General features: G+C 70.9%; 11 protein-coding genes. 4 read left to right on the top strand and 7 right to left on the bottom strand.

Going from position 1 to position 17,505, the window contains the following annotated elements:
- The first annotated feature begins 14 nt into the window (after positions 1–14).
- Both O2L52_RS00905 and O2L52_RS00900 read left to right on the top strand, forming a co-directional pair.
- On the top strand, positions 15–230 hold the full coding sequence (locus O2L52_RS00905) for a hypothetical protein (protein ID WP_270113402.1): 216 nt from the start codon (positions 15–17) through the stop codon (positions 228–230).
- A 129-nt stretch (positions 231–359) separates the two neighbouring features.
- Positions 360–2,465 (top strand): Hsp70 family protein, encoded by a 2,106-nt coding sequence (locus O2L52_RS00900; protein WP_270113401.1) that lies wholly within the window; start codon positions 360–362, stop codon positions 2,463–2,465.
- A 92-nt stretch (positions 2,466–2,557) separates the two neighbouring features.
- Here O2L52_RS00900 and O2L52_RS00895 read toward each other — a convergent pair whose 3' ends face one another.
- Together O2L52_RS00895 and O2L52_RS00890 are read right to left on the bottom strand one after the other, a co-directional pair.
- Positions 2,558–3,952, bottom strand: a complete 1,395-nt coding sequence (locus O2L52_RS00895; protein ID WP_270113400.1) for a hypothetical protein — start codon at positions 3,950–3,952, stop codon at positions 2,558–2,560.
- Between the two features lie 196 nt (positions 3,953–4,148).
- On the bottom strand, positions 4,149–5,126 hold the full coding sequence (locus tag O2L52_RS00890) for a DUF389 domain-containing protein (protein WP_270113399.1): 978 nt from the start codon (positions 5,124–5,126) through the stop codon (positions 4,149–4,151).
- A 441-nt stretch (positions 5,127–5,567) separates the two neighbouring features.
- On the opposite strand from O2L52_RS00890, the gene O2L52_RS00885 reads away from it, so the two are divergent.
- Positions 5,568–6,833 carry a TrkH family potassium uptake protein gene (locus tag O2L52_RS00885; protein WP_270113398.1) on the top strand — a complete coding sequence of 422 codons (1,266 nt, stop codon included), beginning with the start codon at positions 5,568–5,570 and terminating at the stop codon, positions 6,831–6,833.
- 88 nt (positions 6,834–6,921) lie between these two features.
- Here the strand turns inward: O2L52_RS00885 and O2L52_RS00880 are convergent, their stop codons facing one another.
- The 3 genes from O2L52_RS00880 to O2L52_RS00870 form a co-directional block, all read right to left on the bottom strand.
- Positions 6,922–7,746, bottom strand: a complete 825-nt coding sequence (locus O2L52_RS00880) for an alpha/beta fold hydrolase (protein WP_270113397.1) — start codon at positions 7,744–7,746, stop codon at positions 6,922–6,924.
- A gap of 235 nt (positions 7,747–7,981) precedes the next feature.
- The gene (locus O2L52_RS00875) at positions 7,982–11,287 is read right to left on the bottom strand and encodes a DUF4132 domain-containing protein (RefSeq protein WP_270113396.1); all 3,306 of its coding nucleotides are present in this window, start codon (positions 11,285–11,287) and stop codon (positions 7,982–7,984) included.
- Positions 11,284–14,616, bottom strand: a complete 3,333-nt coding sequence (locus tag O2L52_RS00870; protein WP_270113395.1) for a DUF4132 domain-containing protein — start codon at positions 14,614–14,616, stop codon at positions 11,284–11,286. Before O2L52_RS00870 ends, O2L52_RS00875 begins: the two co-directional genes overlap by 4 nt.
- 278 nt (positions 14,617–14,894) lie before the next feature.
- Between O2L52_RS00870 and O2L52_RS00865 the strand changes: the two genes are divergently transcribed.
- Positions 14,895–16,274, top strand: coding sequence for a glycoside hydrolase family 43 protein (locus O2L52_RS00865; protein ID WP_270113394.1), 1,380 nt, complete (start codon positions 14,895–14,897; stop codon positions 16,272–16,274).
- Positions 16,275–16,363: 89 nt separating this feature from the next.
- On the opposite strand, the gene O2L52_RS00860 is transcribed toward O2L52_RS00865, so the two are convergent.
- Positions 16,364–17,089, bottom strand: a complete 726-nt coding sequence (locus O2L52_RS00860; RefSeq protein ID WP_270113393.1) for a nuclear transport factor 2 family protein — start codon at positions 17,087–17,089, stop codon at positions 16,364–16,366.
- A complete protein-coding gene (locus O2L52_RS00855; RefSeq protein WP_270113392.1) occupies positions 17,086–17,499 on the bottom strand; it encodes a nuclear transport factor 2 family protein in 414 nt (137 codons plus the stop codon). The genes O2L52_RS00860 and O2L52_RS00855 overlap by 4 nt, the downstream gene beginning before the upstream one ends.
- Positions 17,500–17,505 lie beyond the last annotated feature (6 nt).

Raw genomic sequence — 17,505 nt, 5'->3', positions numbered from 1 at the left:
CGAAAAGAGCACCGATGACCGCAGCTGACCGCGTCAAGGCAGTGGCCATGAGCGAGAGCACGGCCGACATGAGCACAATCGACACGAACACCGTCGAACTCCCGCTGTTCCTCGCCCCGCCCCCTACCGCACAGGCCAGCGCCCGCGCCGCGCACATCGCCGAGGCTCGCGCAGCAGCCGAGGACAACCTCAGCTCGCCGCCCGTCCTGCGGTTCTCCGCCGGCAACTGATCCGACCCCTCCGCTCGGTGACGCGGACCGAGCGGGGTGCACCGGTTCGGCACGGTCCTCACTCGGTCTCGAGTGAGGGCCGCTCGCCCCACCTCGGGATTCTGACGCGTCTTCTTTAGGATGCTGCTCATGCATGGTCAATTCAGCCCCAGGTCCGGGCGAGTCGCGATCGACTTCGGCACTTGCCATACCGTCGTCTCGGTCCGCCGAGGCGACGGGCGGATCCACCAGCTGCTCTTCGACGGCTCGCCGCAGCTCCTCTCCGCGGTCAGCCTGAGCGCCGACGGGTCGCTGATCGTCGGCAGCGATGCCGTCCACGATGGACGACGCCGTCCCGAATGCCTCGAGCCCCATCCCAAACGACGCATCGACGTCGACACCGTGCTCCTCGGCGACCGCGAACTGCCGACGCGGTCCCTCATCGCGGCCGTCCTCGGCCGGGCCAAACGCGAGATCGACCAGGCCTTGGGAACCCCCGAGGCCGTGGTCGTCACCGTGCCCGCCGACTGGGGCCCGACTCGCCGCCAGGCGCTCGCGGACGCTGCGCACGAGGCCGGCCTGGGCGCCTTCTCGACCGTTCACGAGCCGGTCGCGGCCGCCACCTACTTCGCCGTCGCACTCGGGAACGAGGTGCCGATCGGCAACGGCGTCGTGGTCTACGACTTGGGCGGCGGCACCTTCGACGCCACCGTGCTGCAGCGCCACGCGCACGGCTTCGAAGTCGCCGCGGTGGAAGGCGACAGGGGCCTCGGCGGCGTGGACATCGACCAAGCGCTGGCCGAGCACATCGCGGCCACTGTCAGCCCTGGTGACGAACGGTGGCAGCGGCTTCGCGAACCGCAGTCCACCTCGGACCGGCGGCACCGCGTCGCCTGGATGGAGGAGGTCCGGCAGGGCAAGGAGCGCTTGTCCCGGCAGGCGAGCGTCGAGTTGACCGTGCCGCTGCTGGACCTGGACGTCCACCTGACCCGCGACGAACTCGAGACGGTCGCCCGGCCGCTGCTCCAGCGCACCGTCCGCATCACCCAAGGGGTCGTCCGCGAATCCGGGCTGCGCGCCGACCAGCTCACCGCGCTGTTTTTGGTCGGAGCCGCGAGCCGGATGCCGTTGGTCGCGAGCATGCTGCACCATGAGCTCGGCATCGCCCCGGCGGTCATCGAGCAGCCCGAACTGGCGGTCTCAGAGGGCGCGCTCAACGCCGTGCCGCTGACGCAGATGACCCCCCAGCCCCAGTTCCCGACCCCGGCACCGCCTCTGACCCCGGCGTATCCGCACGCGGTTCCCGGATACCAGCCGTCCCCGCAGCCCGCCATGACCACCCCGCCGCCGTTCGCTCCCGCCGGTCCCGGCCCCTACCCGGCGCCGCGCCGACCATTCGGTGCATGGCTTCGATCCACGACCGGCATCATCACGTCGATCGCGACCGTGCTCGCGGTGATCGGCGCATCGGTCCTGATCTCCTTGGGCCTCAAGGGCCTCAACGACCCCGACACCCCGAGCGGCGGGCAGGATGACCTCGCCGCCGGAGTCGATGCCGAATTCGAGGCGCTGGTCGCCGATGCCCAGAACGCGGCGGACCGCTGCAGCGGTTTCGATCCCAGCGGTGAGGGCGCGCTCGTCGCCTCTGACGGCTCGACGGACGGGCTTCCGGCGCAGGACGTCTACCTGGAGTGCGTCCAGTTGAGCGTCCCGGACGCCTCGTCAGGCGAGACGTGCTCGTACGCCCCCCTCAGCGGCTCCGAGCCGACCCCGCAGGCCCGCCAGCCCGCTGCCGGGACGCAGGAGATGACGATCGTGACCAACCTCGGCGTGATCGAGGTCGGCGTCGACACCGCCGGCGCTCCGTGCACCGCCGGCTCGTTCACCTTCCTTGCGATGCAGGGCTACTTCGACGAGCAGCAGTGCCATCGCCTCGTCACGGACGGCATCTGGGTCCTCCAGTGCGGCGACCCCGACGCACGGGCCGCGATCGAGTCCGGCACGCCCGGGATGGCCGGCACGGGCACGCCCGGGTACATGTTCGGGGATGAGAACCTCCCGGCCGAGACCGAGGCGAACTACCCTGCGGGCACCTTCGCGATGGCCAATGCGGGACCGGGGACCACCGGAAGCCAGTTCTTCTTCGTCTACGAGGACACGACCCTCCCGGCCGGCTACACCATCCTGGGCGAGGTCACCTCGGGCATGGACGTCGTCGATCAGGTCGCCGCTGCGGGGGCGGTACTAAGCATCTGATAGCGCCGGCCCGGGCGCTCGACGGCTTACAGTGCCGAGGCAGTCGCCCGCGCCCAAGTCGAGCCCGGTGCACCGAGCCCGGCTCTATGACCTCACTTGGACGTCCGGTTCCGGGCGGCGGGCCGTCGGCTTCGCGGGCGTTGACGCTCCAGGCCTTGGTTGGGGCGCTTGATCTTGCCTTCGCCGTTGACGGACGGGAAGGGCTGCCGGGGCCAGCGTTCCATGAGGGCGTTGCGCAGCTCGCGGCCGCGTGCGTTCGCGATGCCGGTGCCGACCGTGGCGGCGAGGAAGAGGCCCGCCGAGACGAGCATCGCGATGAGCGCCTCGGTGCGGTAAGCGGCGAACTCCTCTTGCGAGCCGAGCCCGAAGCCTTCTCCGAGCATGTAGGCGGAGATGCTGAACACCAGCCCGGCCCCTGACAGCGCCGAGCCGACGCGCGCCAGCGGATGCGCGTGCCGCTCCACGTGGTAGGCGAGCAGGTCCTTGTCCGGACTCGCGGCCCGCGGGCCCGCCAGCAGGTCGAGCAGGTCGGCGCGCTCGGCCCGCCGCTGCTGCCACTCGAGCAGCACGCCGACCACCGCGAACAGCACGGCCAGGGGCACCGCGACCGCGAAGATCCAGAATCCCCAGGAGAGCACGCGCTCGATGAACGACGAGTAGTAGACCTCGTCGCACTCGGACTGCCCCCGCGCCGGGAGGGTCCCGCAGCGCATCACCATCGAGGCCAGCAACGCGATGAAACCAACGGCGCAGAACACGCCCGCGAGGTAGACGAAGCTCGCGCCCCTTGCAGAGCCCGGCGGCGCCTGCTTGCCGCCGCCGCGCCGGCCCGCCGACCTCGCCCGCTTCCATGCCCGGGCCTCGTCCTCCGCGGTCCAGTGCGCGGCGATGCGGACCCGGCGCCGCTCATGCGTCCGGGGCAGCCACTCCTGGCAGGCGTATCCGAGCAGGCTCATGACCGCCGCGTAGCCGAGGGCGACCAGCGTGATCATCCAGCCTTCGGCACTGCTCTCCATCAGCACGACGAGCAGGCCGACCACACCCAGAACGCCGGCCAAGGCGGCGTTCGCCCACCCGAAGTACTTGAGCGGCGCCGCCGGTTCGTTGATGACCGACGCGACCTGATCGGGTGCGGGCACGGCACGGCTCGACGCGCCGCGCTCGGCGGCCCTGACGAGCGCCTTGGAGGTGGTCACCTCCCGCAGATAGCTCGCAACGACGGCAACGAATGCCGCTACCAGCACGAACACCATCAGGAGGCCGACGCTCAAACGCATGAGGTGGTCGATGGCCGATTCGAGGCCGGGATCGCCGAGCAGGTTCTCCTCGGCGAGGATGCCCGCGCCCAGGATCAGCGCGAAGGAGCATCCCAGCCCGACCAGGAACGCGTTCAGAGACCGGGCGCACGCATGCGCCACCTCGCCGGCCGGCCCGACGCCGTACTCGTGCCAGTGCCAGCCACTCGACCGGCTGCCGTCGTCACTCACCGGGGACTCCTTCACTCGGGATCGGCCTCCGCCGCATCCTACGAGCGGATGACCACCGCCGCAATCCGGCTGTACCCCGTGCTCGTCGTCCCCCTGCTGCGCCTGCTGACCTGGCGTCGGCGCCCTGGACCGAGTCGCCCTTCGACCGGCCGGTGTCGGCGGCGCCACCCACCCGGGGCGGTCGGCTACCCGGAGGTCACCGGTCGATAGGGGCCCGGTCTCCGGATCCTTTGAGGAGGTTGGGAGTCATGATGCGAAAGTCGAAGCGGGTCCACAGGACCCGCTGCACCAGCAGGGTGCCGATGCCGGCGACGACCAGGCCCGCGAGGTTGACGCCGAGCTGGACGAGCGAGGCGCCGACCTCTTCCCAGTGCGCCAGCGCGATCGCGACGGCGATGTTGCCGGCGGCCGGAACCGTCGTGACCGAGATGAACACGCCGACCAGCGCCTGGGACTTGCGGGCGGTCATCGACAGGATCCCCGCGACCCCGGCGAGCACGGCCACGATGAACGACCACCGGTCGGGGTGCACGATGAAGCTCGTCAACGGTCGATTGTCCAGCATGGTCGGTTCGATCCATCCGACCAAGCGGCTGACCAGGGCGCACGCCAAGGTCACCGCGATCGCCAGCGCGAAGCCGACGACGAGGGTGCGCGTGGCCCGCCCGATCTGGCCGAGGTCGCGGCGGATGACGCCGAAGCACCAGGCGGCGACGGGGCCGAAGTCCGGGCCGAGGACCATCGCGCCGACGATGAGGATCGGCTGGTCCAGCAGGGCCCCGATCGCCGCGATCTGGACCGCCAGCGCCAGGAACACCAGGTAGGACCAGGTCAGGCGGGTTTCGGCGGCGGTGCGGGAGGCGAGCTCCTCCCAGATGACGGCGTCTTCGGAGTGGCCGGGGGCGGCTTCCATCGCCTCGTCGGCCGCGTCCGAGATGGACAGGTCGATCTCCTCGACGGTGATGCCGCCGGACTCCTTGAGCCCCAGTCCCCGGAGGTCGGCGAGTACTTCGTTCGCGCCTTCACGGGCGAGGTCGAACTCGACGCAGTCTCCCGCCGGGTCGATCGCCGCGCCGGGCAGCCGGACCACGTTCGCGACCGCGGCGCTCGTGACGGCTATGCGGACGACTTCGTCGGTCAGGCCGACCGGGGTGATGACTCGAACATGAAGCACGACCGGAATTCTGCCCCACGCAGTCCAGCGCCTCGGCGGCCCGGCACCTGGGGGAACGCGCTCGGGTCGGCTTTCTCGCGAGGCCCGGCGGCGTCCTGAACGCCCAGCTCACGCCGGATTACAGATCACGGCGAGGGCCGCGACGGGGCCGTGCGCTCGTCTCGGAAACCGCTGGGCGTCAAGAAAATGTCAAAACTCGCGGTGAAGCCCCGGGCCGGGGACGATTGCCGCAGGTAGGCGGCGTCGTGTCGCGTTCGGCGGCGAGGCCGCGGCGGTATCCTGCACGCGGCGGCGCGGTCCCGCGCCGCGATCGCCGAGAATCCAGAGGGCCGTGCCCTGCAACCCGCGCCGCGCGCCGTACTCGACGGCTTCGTCCGAAGTCCCGTCCGCATCGTCCCGGTCGCGTTCGCGTTCGCGATCGCGATCGCCACCGGGCTGCTCATGCTGCCGGTCGCGCAGACCGAGCCGGGCGGGACCCGGTTCATCGACGCCCTGTTCACCGGGACCTCGGCGATCAGCGTCACCGGCCTCGTCACCGTGGACACGCCGACGCACTGGACCGGATTCGGCGAAGCGGTCATCCTCGCGTGCATGCAACTGGGCGGCCTGGGGATCATGACGACCGCGGCGTTCCTCGGCATGCTCGTCAGCCGCAGACTCCGCCTCCGGTCCAAGCTCATGACACAGGCCGAACTGCATCCTTCGATCAGCCTCGGCGACGTCAAGAGCGTGCTGCGCTTCGCCGTGCTGTACACGCTCATCGTCGAGGTCGCCCTCGCCGCGATCCTGAGCCTGCGGTTCCACTTCGCCTATGACTTCGGTGCGGGCGAATCGATCTGGCACGGGGTCTTTCACAGCGTTGCTGCTTTCAACAACGCCGGGTTCGCCCTGTTCAGCGACTCGATCATCGGCTTCGCGACCGACCCGTGGATCAGCCTGCCGCTCATCATCGGCACCGTCCTCGGGGGCCTGGGCATCCCCGTGGTCTACGAGCTCTCGCACCGCCGCCGCCTGCGCATCGGCCCGCGCAAATGGTCGCTGCACACCAAGATGACCCTCGCGGGCACGGCCGTCCTCCTCTTCGGCGGCTGGCTCGTCCTGCTGGCCCTGGAATGGGCGAACCCCGGCACGTTCGGCCAGTACCCGTGGCAGGACCGGTTCCTGCCCGCGTTCTTCCAGTCGGCGGTGCTGCGCACCAGCGGCTTCAACTCCATCGATGTGGGTCAGTTGAACGACGACTCGCTGCTGGTGTCGATGGTGCTCATGTTCATCGGCGGCGGTTCGGCCTCGACCGCCGGCGGCATCAAGGTCACCACGTTCTTCCTGCTGATGCTGGTGATCTGGGCCGAGATCCGCGGCGAGCGGGACGCCTCGGCCTTCCGCAGGCGCCTGCCGACGACCGTGGTCCGCGAAGCGCTCACCGTCGCCCTGGTCTACGTCGCCCTGAACGTCACCGCTGTGATGCTCATGCAGCGCTTCGAACCCGACATCATGCTGGCGCCCATCATGTTCGAGGTGGTCTCGGCCGCGGCCACGGTGGGGCAGTCTACCGGGATCACCTACGACCTCAGCGACCCGTCGAAATGGCTGATCACGGCGGTCATGTACGGCGGCCGGATCGGCCCGGTCCTGTTCGCGACCTCGCTGGCGATAGCCACCCGCAAGCGCCACTACCGCTACCCCGAGACGCGGCCGCTCGTCGGCTGAACGCAATGCGGAGCGGCCATCGATGCGATGGCCGCTCCCGACTCGCGTCGAACGTGATCGTCAACGATGGCGCGCCGTTCGCTCCGGATCAGTGCCCCGCGGCCTCCTCGACGCGGTCCAGCCATTCGTCCAGGAAGGCGTCGAGCAGCACCGGCTGCTCGAGCTGCAGGTTGTGCCCGGCCCGGTCGAGGACGGTGAAGGTCGCGCGCGGGTAGTGCTCAAGCAGCGCATAGACATCGGCGTAACCGGTGTTGTCGTCCTGCCGACCCGTCACGATCAGCGTCGGCCGCTCGAACGGCGCGCCGGATTCGGGGGCGGTGCTCAGCTCGTACCGCCGCGCCACCCGCACCAGCCCCTCGTCGTCCGCCAACGCCAGCCCCGGCGCGATCTCGTCGCGGAAGCGGCGGAACGTCTCCGGGGACTGCACGACCGCGAGCTCGCCGTAGGAGGCGGCGTCGGCCGGAGGCAGCCCGGCCATGAACGCGGGGTCGGCGGCGATCACGGTGTGGGGCGGGAGGGTCCGCCTGGAGTGGCGGGCCTCTTTCCCGATGGGGCACACCAGGGCGAGGCCGAGCGCCTGCTCGGGGCGGGAGTTGGCGACGGCGCGGGCGAGGTAGCCGCCGTAGGATTCGCCGACGACGATGAACGGCACGTCGCCGATCATGTGGTCCACGAAGCCCTGGACGGCGTCGAGCATGTCGTCCGACCCCTGGTACTTCTCGGTGATCTCGGTCTGCCCCATGCCGGGAAGGTCCGGGTAGAGGCGGCGGTAGGAGGTGCCGCCGGGGCGCGCGGCGGCACGGCGGGCGAAGAACGGCTCCAGGAAACCGGTCATGAGGCGGTGGTCGGGGGTCCAGCCGTGGAGCGCGAGGACGGGAGTCCCGCTCCCGTGCTTGACGAAGTGCATTGGCATGAGCGCAACCCTAGGGCCTGTCCGGGGAATCAGGGAGCGGCGGTATCCGAGTCCGTTTGTTCGCTCGCTCCACCGATTGACGGCTCGCAAGCGTCGCCGAGACCGGGGAAGGCCCTCCGAATACCGGTGTTGTATTCGGAGGGCCGACAACGCAGCGAGCGGGCGAACGGGCCGGATAACGGCCGGTCTGATTCAGAGGACAGGCCCTAAGCGCCCTCGTCGGGGAGGTCCACGTTCAGTCCTTCGCGGTGATTCGGGTGAGGGCGGCCAGGACTTCGGACGCGGTGACCGGGTCGATGTCCCGCGGGTGGTTCCGGTCGGCGGCGCGGGCGGTGCGGTTCCACCAGTAGTCCTCCGTGGCCGAGATGCGGACCATGTCAAGGGTCTGGACCGGGTTCTCGGCGACCATGCCGACCCAGATGCCCGGGTCGAGGGCGACGGTGACGTATCCGCCGCCGGGCAGCGGGAAGTACATCCCGGGTTCGACGCCGGCGTCCTCTGGTGAGGCGCGGTGCCAGCCGCGGCTGGTGAGCCCGAGGAGCTTGCCGACCTCGACCTTCGCGCCGATGAACCGCTCCAGCAGACCGGTCTCCGACTCCTCGGGAGTGAACGCGAGGACGGGCCGCGAGAGCTGGTCGAACGGTTGGAGGATCTCGTAGTCGGCGAACAGCTCGGCCCAGTCGGCGGCCTTGTCCCCCAGGCGAACCGGGTGGTCGAGGCGGATCACGGCGTCGTCGGGGATCGCGAACGCCTCGTCGTCCGCGTCGGTGTAGGTGCGGTCCTCGGCGACGCGGAAGCCCGACACGGCTCCCCCGGCCTCGGCGGACCAGACGAGACGCCGCGTGAGGTGCCAGGTCAGCGGATGGCGCACGTAGTACCGCTCGAACTCGTCCTTGGTCCAGGTGCGGCCGTTGACCATCGCCGCTTCGAGGCGCTGGACCTGGTCGGCGGCCACGGTGCGCAGTTCCTTCTTGAGCGCCGCGAACCGCTTGTAGGCGGCGTCGGCGATCTCGGCGTCGTCCTTCGCGCCGGGCTTCGGAAGGCTCTTGCGGGGCTTTCCGGAATCGTCCTTGACGAACGGCTTGAGCTGCTCGTCGAAGACCACGGTAAACCGGCGCGGCCCGTAGTCGAGGACGAGCGCGCCCTCCTCGCCGAGGCCGAAGTCCGGCAGGAGCCGGTCGGCGAGCTGGTCGCGAGTGAGGCCGAGGCCCTCAGCGATCGCCGCGATCTGGACGCGCGCCTCTTCCTTGAGCGCCTTGAACTTCACCTTCTCGGCGATGCCCTGGATGGCGCGCAGTGCCGCCTCGGAGCCGATCGCGCCGAGCACGCCCAGGCCGGTGACGGCCCGCTTGTGCTGGGACTGGCCGGGCCACTCGCGGATCAGCGGGGCCAGGAGGCGGACCGTGTCGTCGTCGGCGAAGTGCGAGAGCTGGGTGAGCGCCCAGCCGTCCTTCGAGGGCGCGCCCATCGAGAGCCACAGCTGGAACAGGCCCCGGCTGAATCGGGTGAGCGAGCCGCGGTCGAGCGCCTCGGCGACCACGTCGAGCCCGGCGTAAGGGTACTCCGGTGAGGACAGTGCCAGGACGGTGATGAGGTGGCGCACCGAGTCGGCGGGGAGCGCGTGGGTCTTCGCGGCGGTGAGGACCTCGGGGAGCATCGCCGGCGAGGCCCAGACGTCGGGTTTGGGGAGCTTGACGCCGCGCGGTTCGAGCGGGTCGCCCGCGAGGAGTTCGGCGATCGCCTCGGCCGCTTCGGGCCCGTAGGGTTCGGCGGCGCGGACGACGGCCTCGGAGCCGTGGCGGAGCGCGATGTTCCACAGGGCGCCTTCGGCATTGCCGCGGCGCTTCTTGTCGGCGCCGAGGGCGTCGGGGATGAGCAGGGCCGCGCCCTCGCCGCCGTGGCGCGCGAACCAGGCGATGGCGCTGGCGCGGGCGCCCTTGAGGCGGGCGTACCAGTCGGCGGCGAGGCGGGCGGCCTCGACGCTGCGGAGCGGCACGAGGGCCTCGTGGTGGTTCGGGTTGGCGCGCAGTGCGGCCACGAGCTGCGACGCGGCCGCGGTTCCGAAGCGCGCGGCGATGACCTTGAGGTCGCCGGCGATGTAGGCGTTGAAGCTGCCGTCCCACTTGTGGAGGGCGCGCAAGGCGATCGAGGTGGGCGCGAAGGTCACGATGGTGGAGTAGCGGGTGCGCGAGCCGTTGTTGTGGCCCTTGTCCAGCATCCGCTCCCAGTCGGCATCGCTGGTGCGGCTGAAGTAGTCGTGGTCCGGTTTGACCCAGCGGTCGAGCTCGCCCTCGGCCCAGGCCATGGCCGGGCTCGCGTCCGCGCTCAGCTCCATGACCTTCGGTTTCCGCTTGGAGCCCTTGACGGTCCAAGGCGGGGCGGTGAGGAGCTGCGGCAGCAGCGCAGGGTCGGCCACCGGGGTCGGCGAGGGTGCGAGGAGCGCCTCGACGGCGGCCTGGTCGGCTGCCGAAAGGGTCTCGCGGTGTGCGGCGGGGATGTCCGCGGCAAGGGCGGTGAGGCGGGGCCGCAGTTCGGGGACGGTGCTGTCGGCCGCGGCGGCGACCGTCCGGAGGACGCGGCGCGGGAAGCGCTTCGCGGCCGCGACGGCGGCCTGGTACATGTGCTCCTCGCCGAGGCGCCCCACGAGGTGGGCGGCGGCGTCGTCGCTGGGCAGGAGGGCGATCGCGTCGAGGAGGAGGTGGCGCTCGCGGCTCCCGATCTGCTGCTGCAGCGACGCGGTCAAGAACGGGAGGGCGTCGGCGCCGAGGTTGCGCAGGACCGCGCCGACGGTCTCGGGGTTGATGAGCCAGTCCCCGATCCGCGTCAGCCCGGCGGCGGTAAGGAGGTCGGCGCGGTCGATCGTGAGCCACAGCAGCGCGTCGGTGCTGTAGTCCCCGTTGCCCTTGTACTCGCGGCAGACCTCCTCGGCCCAGGCGCTCTCGTCGGGGAACAGGAGTGTGGTGAGGAACCGCTCGACCGGGTCGTTCCGGGGTGCGGCCGCCGCAGCCGCAGCGTATGCCGCTTCGGACGCGTGCGCGAGCAGGCCGCGGAGGACGCGAATGCCCCGGTCGAGCTCCCAGCGGACCGAACCGAGCTCGCCGAGGGTGAGCGACCGCAGGGTGGCGTCGCGCATCGTCGCCTTGTAGGCCCGCCAGGCGCGCAGCTGGAGCCGGACCACCGTCGCGGTCACCGCGAACGGGAGTCCGTGCTCGGCCGCCCAGGCGTCGATCTCGGGGCGCAGCAGCGACTCCTGGCCGTTGCGTTCGCGCGAGGCCACGATCGCGGAGACCACGCCCGCGCCGACGGGGTTCGGCTCACCGTCGAGGTGGCGCAGCGCCGCGCCGGCCCAGGCGCGGGTGCCGTGCTGCGCGAGGACGTGGCGGGCGTCGTCCTCGTTGAAGCCGATGAACCGCGCGACGTCCTTGGGGCCGTTGGGGTCGAGGACGGGTGCTTCGCCGGGGGCGGAGCGGCGCGGGAGGGGTTCGGTCCCCCAGTGGGAGGAGAGGTCGAGGCGGTCCTCTTGGGCGGCTTCGTAGGTCATGGCGTTCCTTCCGGGGTCCAGGAGCCGGCGAGGCGGGCGAGGGCGCCCAGGGCTTCGGCGGCGGCGACGGGGTCGACGGGGGCTTTCGGCGGGACGGGGTCGGCGCCGAAGCGCTCGAAGTCGGCGAAGTACACGGACTTCAGAGTCTGCTGCGGGTGTTCGGCGGCGTGTCCGATCGGGATGCCGGGTTCGACTTCGAGGATCAGGAAGCAGCCGCTCCCGAGGACGTACGCGAACCCGGGCACGAGCCCGCCGACGCCAGGGTAGGCGCGGCGCCAGCCGCGCTTGCCGAGGCCGAGGACGCGGCCGGTCGCGACTGTGGCGCCGGCGAAGCGCGCCAGGCGGCCGCTCGCGAGCTCCTCGGCGGTGAAGGCCGCGACGGGCCGCGAGAGCTGGTCGAAGGGCTGGAGGATCTCGTAGTCGGCGAGGATCTCGGCCCACGTGCCGACCCGGTCGCCGAGGAGCGCCGGGTGGGCGAGGCGGACCGCGGCGCCCTCGGGCAGGTCGAACGCGTCGTCGTCCGCGTCGCTGAAGGTGCCGTCCTCGGCGATGCGGAACGCGGTCGCGACGCCGTCGTGGACGCACAGCCAGACGAGGCGGCGGGCGAGGAGGCCGGTGAGGGCGTGTTCGACGTGGAAGCGGCGGAACTCCCCCGGTTCCCAGGTGCGGCCGGTGACCATGGCGGTCTCCAGGCGGGCGACCTGCTCGGCGGCGACGGTCTTGAGTTCCTTTCGGAGCGCCTGGAAGCGCTGGTAGGCGTCCTCGGCGATCACCGCGTCGTCCTTGACGCCGGGCTTGGGGAGGCTCTTGCGGACCTTCCCGTCCTCGTCGACGAGGTGGGGCTTCAGCTGCTCGTCGAAGCCGACGGTGAACTTGCGGGGCCCGTAGTCGATCACGCGCGCGCCCTCGTCGCCGAGCCCGAAGTCGGGGACGAGGCGGTCGGCGAGCTGGTCGCGGGAGAGGCCCAGTTCGCTTGCGACGCGGGCGATCTGGACGTCGGCCTCCTCGCGGAGGGCCGGGAACTTGACCTTCTCGGCGGTGGCCTGGATGGCCCGCAGGGCCTCCTCGGTCCCGATCGCACCGAGCACGCCGAGGCCGGCGACCGCGCGCTTGTGCTGGCCGTCCCCGGGCCATTCGCGCAGGCGCGGGGCGAGCTGCCACACCGTCTCGTCCTCCGCGAAATGGGCGAGCTGGGTGAGGGCCCACTGGTCCTTCGCGGGCGCGCCGACGGCGAGCCACTGCTCGAAGACGGCACGGCCGAAGCGGGCGAGCGAGGCCCGGTCGCAGGTCTCGGCGACGGTGTCGAGACCGGGGTAGGCGTAGTCGGGCGTCGCCAGTGCGAGGACGGTGATCAGGTGCCGCACCGAGTCCGCGGGCAGGGCGCGGTCGCCGCCTTTGAGGAGGACCTGCGGGAACATGGCGGGCACGGCCCAGGGGCCGGGCCTGGGGATCTTCACGCCGCGCGGTTCGAGCGGGTCGGCGCCGAAGAGCGCCGTGACGCCTGCGACCGCTTCGGGCCCATAGGGTTCGGCCGCCGCGAGAACGGCGGTGTCGCCGAGCCGCCGGGCCAGGTGGAACAGCGCGGCCTCGGCGTACTTGCGGCGGTCGCGGTCGGCGCCGAGCGCGTCCGGGACGAGCGCGGTGGCGGCGGACCGACCGTGGCGTTCGAACCATGCGGCGGCGGCGGCCCGCTCGGTCTTGCGCCGGGCGTACCGCTCGGCGACGAAGCGGGCGGCCTCGACGCTGAAGACCGACACCGGCAGATCCTCGACCTGCCAGCGCTTGGCGACGTTCAGCGCGCCTTCGATCGCGGCGGTGCCGAAGCGGGCGACGATCGCCTCGGAGTAGCCCGGGTACGACCGGTCGGCCGGGTCGGACCAGGCGGCGAGCATCGGCTCGGCGAGGTCGTCGGGTCCGTAGGCGGCGATCGTCCCGACCCGGTAGTCGACGGCGCTCCAGGCGCGGTCGCGCACGAGCCGGCGCCACTTCGCGACCTGCTCGGTGTCCGACTGGTAGTGCTCTCGGGCTTCACGCCATCGGTCGTCGCCATCTTGGTCCACAGTGGGCTCGCCGATGGGTTCGAGGTCGAGGACGGGGGGTTTCACCTTGCGGCGCTTGACGGTCCACGGCGGAGCGGTGAGCAGGGGCGGGAGGTCGGTGGGGACGGCGTCGGGGACGGTGCGCAGGGAGTCGGTGAGCGTACCGATAGCGTCGCGGACCTCGGCGGCGGCGCCGTCCAGAGGTCCGGCCCCGGCGGCGACGGCGGCAAGGCGGCCTCGTTCGGCCGGGGAGGCCGCACCGGCCGCCGCGGCGACGGCGCGCAGGAGGCTCGCGGGGTAACGGCGTGCGGTTTCGACGGCGGCGTCGAAGACGAACGGCTGGTCGAGTCGCGCGACGAGGAAGGCGGCGGCCTCGTCCCCCGGCAGCATTGCGATGGCCCTCAGGAGCTGCTTCTTGCCTTCGGCGTTGAGGTACCAGCGCGAATCGAGCGTGTTCCGCAGGATCGGGAGGCTCGCGGCGCCGATCGAGTCGACCAGGGCCGCAATGGGTTCCACGCCTAGCGTGTAGGCGTCCAGTTCCGTCACCTCGGCGGCCTCGAGGTGGGCGGGGTCGCTGACGGAGTGGAGGAGGACGCGGTCGGTCGCGCCGGAGGACCGGTACTGCTGGTACTCGGCGCAGATCTCGGCCGTCCAGTCGGTCTCGTCCGGGAGGAGCAGTGTGGCGGCGAAGCGCTTCGCGGGGTGGTCGCGGTGTTCGGCGGCGGCTGCGATGACCGCGGCGTACTCGTCGTCGGTGGCGGCGGCGAGCGTCGCGCGGATCTCGGCGATGACGCCGTTGTCCAAGTCGCGGTTGACGGTCCGGAACTCGTACCAGGACGCGGTCGTCAACGACAGGTGGCCGAGCGGGGGCCGGACGCCGTCGGTGTGCCAGCCGTGGATCTGGACGGCGTACCGCTCGATCGCGGTGGCAACAGCCCACGGGAGGCCGTGGGCCTGGTGCCAGGCCCGGAACTCGAGGAGGCTCCACCAGTCGGCGGTGTGCGGGCCGACGTAGCGCAGCAGCTCCCCGACCGCGGCGGCGCCGCGTGAGTCGGGTGCGCCGCCGATGAAGGCGTGGATCGACTCCTTGTAGCGCCGGTTCTTCTTCATGTGGAGGATGTCCGCGAGCAGCCCCGCATGGAGCTCGAACTGCTCGGCGAGCATGCCGGGCGCATCGGGATCGGGGGCAGCGGGCTTCCCGGACCGCTTCCCCCGGCGAGGGAGCAGCTTCGCGGCCCATGCCGCCGGCAGTTCAAGCTGGTCCGCTTGCGGCGCAGCGTGTGCAGTCATGCGTGTCCTTCAGAGGCGACCGAGTCGAGCGTCCCGAGACTAGAGCCCCGGTGCGACACCGTCGCTCTCGAACAACGCACAGTGACTTGCAGACGCCGAAAGCCCGGCCGGTTCCAGCACCCGTGCGTGGCAATCGTTCGCGCCGCGCGGTCCGCTCGGTTGTATTGATGTTCTTGACTTTCTGAATGTTACGGGTCACACTTGTGGTCGGCGCGGATGTTACCGATCAACTTGGTCGCTCGTCGAGCGCCGCCCCTGCTTCAGAAAGGCCGCGAACGATGCCGTCTCGCCGTACCCTCCTCACTACCGCGATGGCCTCCGCCGTCACCGCTGCCTTCGCCGTTCCGACTGCCGCGCAGGCGCAGTCGTACGCGGCTTACGCGATGGTGTATTTCAAGGAGTCGCCGAACCTGACCGACGACAGCTACGCGCTGCACCTCGCCGTCAGCGGCGACGGCCTCGAATGGACGCCGCTGAACCAGAACCAGCCCGTCGCCACGCCGACCCAGGGCATGCAGGGCCTGCGCGACCCGTTCGTGCTGCGCAAGCAGGACGGCACCTTCACCGTGCTCGCGACCGACCTCAAGGGACGGGTATTCAACCTCGACAACCAGTACATCCACGTGTGGGATTCCGCGGACCTGCGCAGCTTCACCGGCTACCGCCGCGTCAAGCTCCACGACATGGCGACCCACTCGTGGGCGCCCACCGCGTTCTGGGACCCGACGCGGAACCGCTACGCGGTCGTCTACTCGGCGAACAACGGCACGCGGGACGTCTTCATGGTCAACTACACGAGCGACTTCGTGAACATGGGCGCCGCCGAGGTCTTCTTCGACCCCGGATTCAACGTCCTCGACGGCGACGTCCTCACCCACAACGGCGCGTTCTACCTGGCGTACAAGAACATCGGCAACGGCAACCTGTACGTCGCCCGCTCGGCCACCGGCCAGCCGAACACCTTCACGACGCTGACCAGCGGCGTGCGCCAAGGCGACGCGATCGAAGCGCCGATCCTGGTGAAATCCAACGCGGGCAACACGTTCTGGCTCTGGGGCGACTCCTTCGGCCCCGCCAACGCCGTGTTCTACGCCTGGCGGTCCACCGACATCGGCGGCAACTCGTGGGCGGTGGTCGACCAGCGCACCTTCACCGCGCCCATCAGCAGCAAGCACGCCGGGATCATCCCCGTCACCGAGGCCGAACGCGCCGCGCTCGTCACCAGATGGGGCGCGCCGCAATGGAACCGGCTCAAGTCCTACAACTTCCCGGACCGGTACGTGCGCCACGCCGACAACATCGGCCGACTCGACCCGTTCCCGATGGAGCCCCCTGCCGACCAGCAGTGGCGCCTGCGCCCCGGCCTCGCCGACGCCGCCGCCGTCTCGTTCGAATCGGTGAACTACCCCGGCCGCTTCCTGCGCCACTCCGGCTACGCGATCCGCCTGGACCCCAACGACAACACCGCCCAGTTCGCGGCCGACGCCACCTTCACCCGCACCGCCGGCCTCGCCGACGCCGCCTGGGCGTCGTTCCGGTCCTACAACTTCCCCGACCGGTACCTGCGCCACGCGGGCTACGTTCTGCGGATCGACCCGCTCAACGGCTCCTCATCCGCATCGGACCGCCAGGACGCGACGTTCAGAGTCACTTTCTGACACCTTCAACGGCAAAGGGCCCCGGCGCGACCTCTCGCGCCGGGGCCCTCCTTCGCGGTGATGGCCGCACGCCCGTCAGGGCCGATGCGTCACATGCCGAAGGTCTGCCGCTGTCCGACCGGGTCCATGTGCACCCGGGTGAGCGTCAGGCTGGCGATCCGCCATGGGCCGTCTTCGGATTCGTAGGTCTCGTGGTAGTGCCCGAACCCGAGGACCCGGGATTCCCCGGGGTAGATGAGGAGGTCCTGCATCGCCCACACCCCGGTCGCCGTCGTCGCCGAAGTGACCTCGATTTCAGGGCTGTGCCCGTGGTGCACGGTCACCGCAGGGCTGAGCGTCAATTGGAGGAACGCGATGAAGGCCTCCGATCCCACGAAGACGGGGCCGCCCGAGCCGGTCGTGTCGACGACCACGTCGTCGGTCAGCTGCGCCTTGAGCAGGTCCCAGTCCTTGGTGTCGACCGCTCGGAAGTAGCGGGCCTTGACCTGCTTGATCTCGGCGACAGCCGCCATCGCGACCGCGGGCTCGACGCCCTCGGACGGAGACTCGGTGTCGGCGCTGGCCGATGTCGCCTGGTGCAGCCACAGCGCCGATGCCGCGCTGCCGCCGAGTACCAGACCTCCAGCGCCGAAGAGGAGGCGCCGACGTTTCGGCGCCGACCACCACCCGCGGGCGAGGCCGGCCCGGTGCGAGAGCGGCGCCTGCGGCCGGCCGACGGTTCCAGCCGGCTCCGCATCCGATGTCGCGGTGCGTGTCCCGCTCGCCTCCGGCAGGGCCCGCACGCCGGTGTGGCCGCCTCGCTGCGTCGCCGTCACGACTCGTCCACCTGCAGCCGTGTCGATGCGGAGGTGGTGATCAGCCAGCGGCCGTCCTGCAGTCCGTACGTGTCCTGGTGGTGCCCGAACGCCAAGAGGCGCTGGCCGTCCGGCCGGACCAGCAGGACCTGCATCGCCCAGGTGCCGACGGCGCTGTCCGCTGCGGTGAGCTCGATCTCGGGCATGTGCGCGTCGTGCACGGTCACCGTGCCGTCGTAGTCCTCTTGCAGGAGGGCCGTGTAATTCGATGCGCCGGTGGCCTGGTGGCCGCCCAGAGCGGTGTGGTCGACCTCGATGTCGTCGGCGAGGGTGGACTCGAACTCGGCCCACTCCTTGGTGTCGAGGGCGCGGAAGAAGCGGGCTTTGAGGGCTTCGATCGAGTTGATCGTGTGCAGAGTGGTCGGATCCATGTGCTG

The sequence above is a fragment of the Glycomyces algeriensis genome (genome assembly GCF_027622855.1).
Taxonomy (GTDB): Bacteria; Actinomycetota; Actinomycetes; order Mycobacteriales; family Micromonosporaceae; genus Glycomyces; species Glycomyces algeriensis.
Note: the sequence above shows the minus strand (reverse complement) of the source record. Positions and strands in the feature narration are given on the sequence as shown.

Coding starts and splice junctions, on each gene's coding strand:
- O2L52_RS00905 (WP_270113402.1), top strand. CDS start 15: ATGACCGCAGCTGACCGCGTCAAGGCAGTGGCCATGAGCGAGAGCACG.
- O2L52_RS00900 (WP_270113401.1), top strand. CDS start 360: ATGCATGGTCAATTCAGCCCCAGGTCCGGGCGAGTCGCGATCGACTTC.
- O2L52_RS00885 (WP_270113398.1), top strand. CDS start 5,568: ATGCTGCCGGTCGCGCAGACCGAGCCGGGCGGGACCCGGTTCATCGAC.
- O2L52_RS00880 (WP_270113397.1), bottom strand. CDS start 7,746: ATGCCAATGCACTTCGTCAAGCACGGGAGCGGGACTCCCGTCCTCGCG.
- O2L52_RS00875 (WP_270113396.1), bottom strand. CDS start 11,287: ATGACCTACGAAGCCGCCCAAGAGGACCGCCTCGACCTCTCCTCCCAC.
- O2L52_RS00870 (WP_270113395.1), bottom strand. CDS start 14,616: ATGACTGCACACGCTGCGCCGCAAGCGGACCAGCTTGAACTGCCGGCG.
- O2L52_RS00865 (WP_270113394.1), top strand. CDS start 14,895: ATGCCGTCTCGCCGTACCCTCCTCACTACCGCGATGGCCTCCGCCGTC.
- O2L52_RS00855 (WP_270113392.1), bottom strand. CDS start 17,499: ATGGATCCGACCACTCTGCACACGATCAACTCGATCGAAGCCCTCAAA.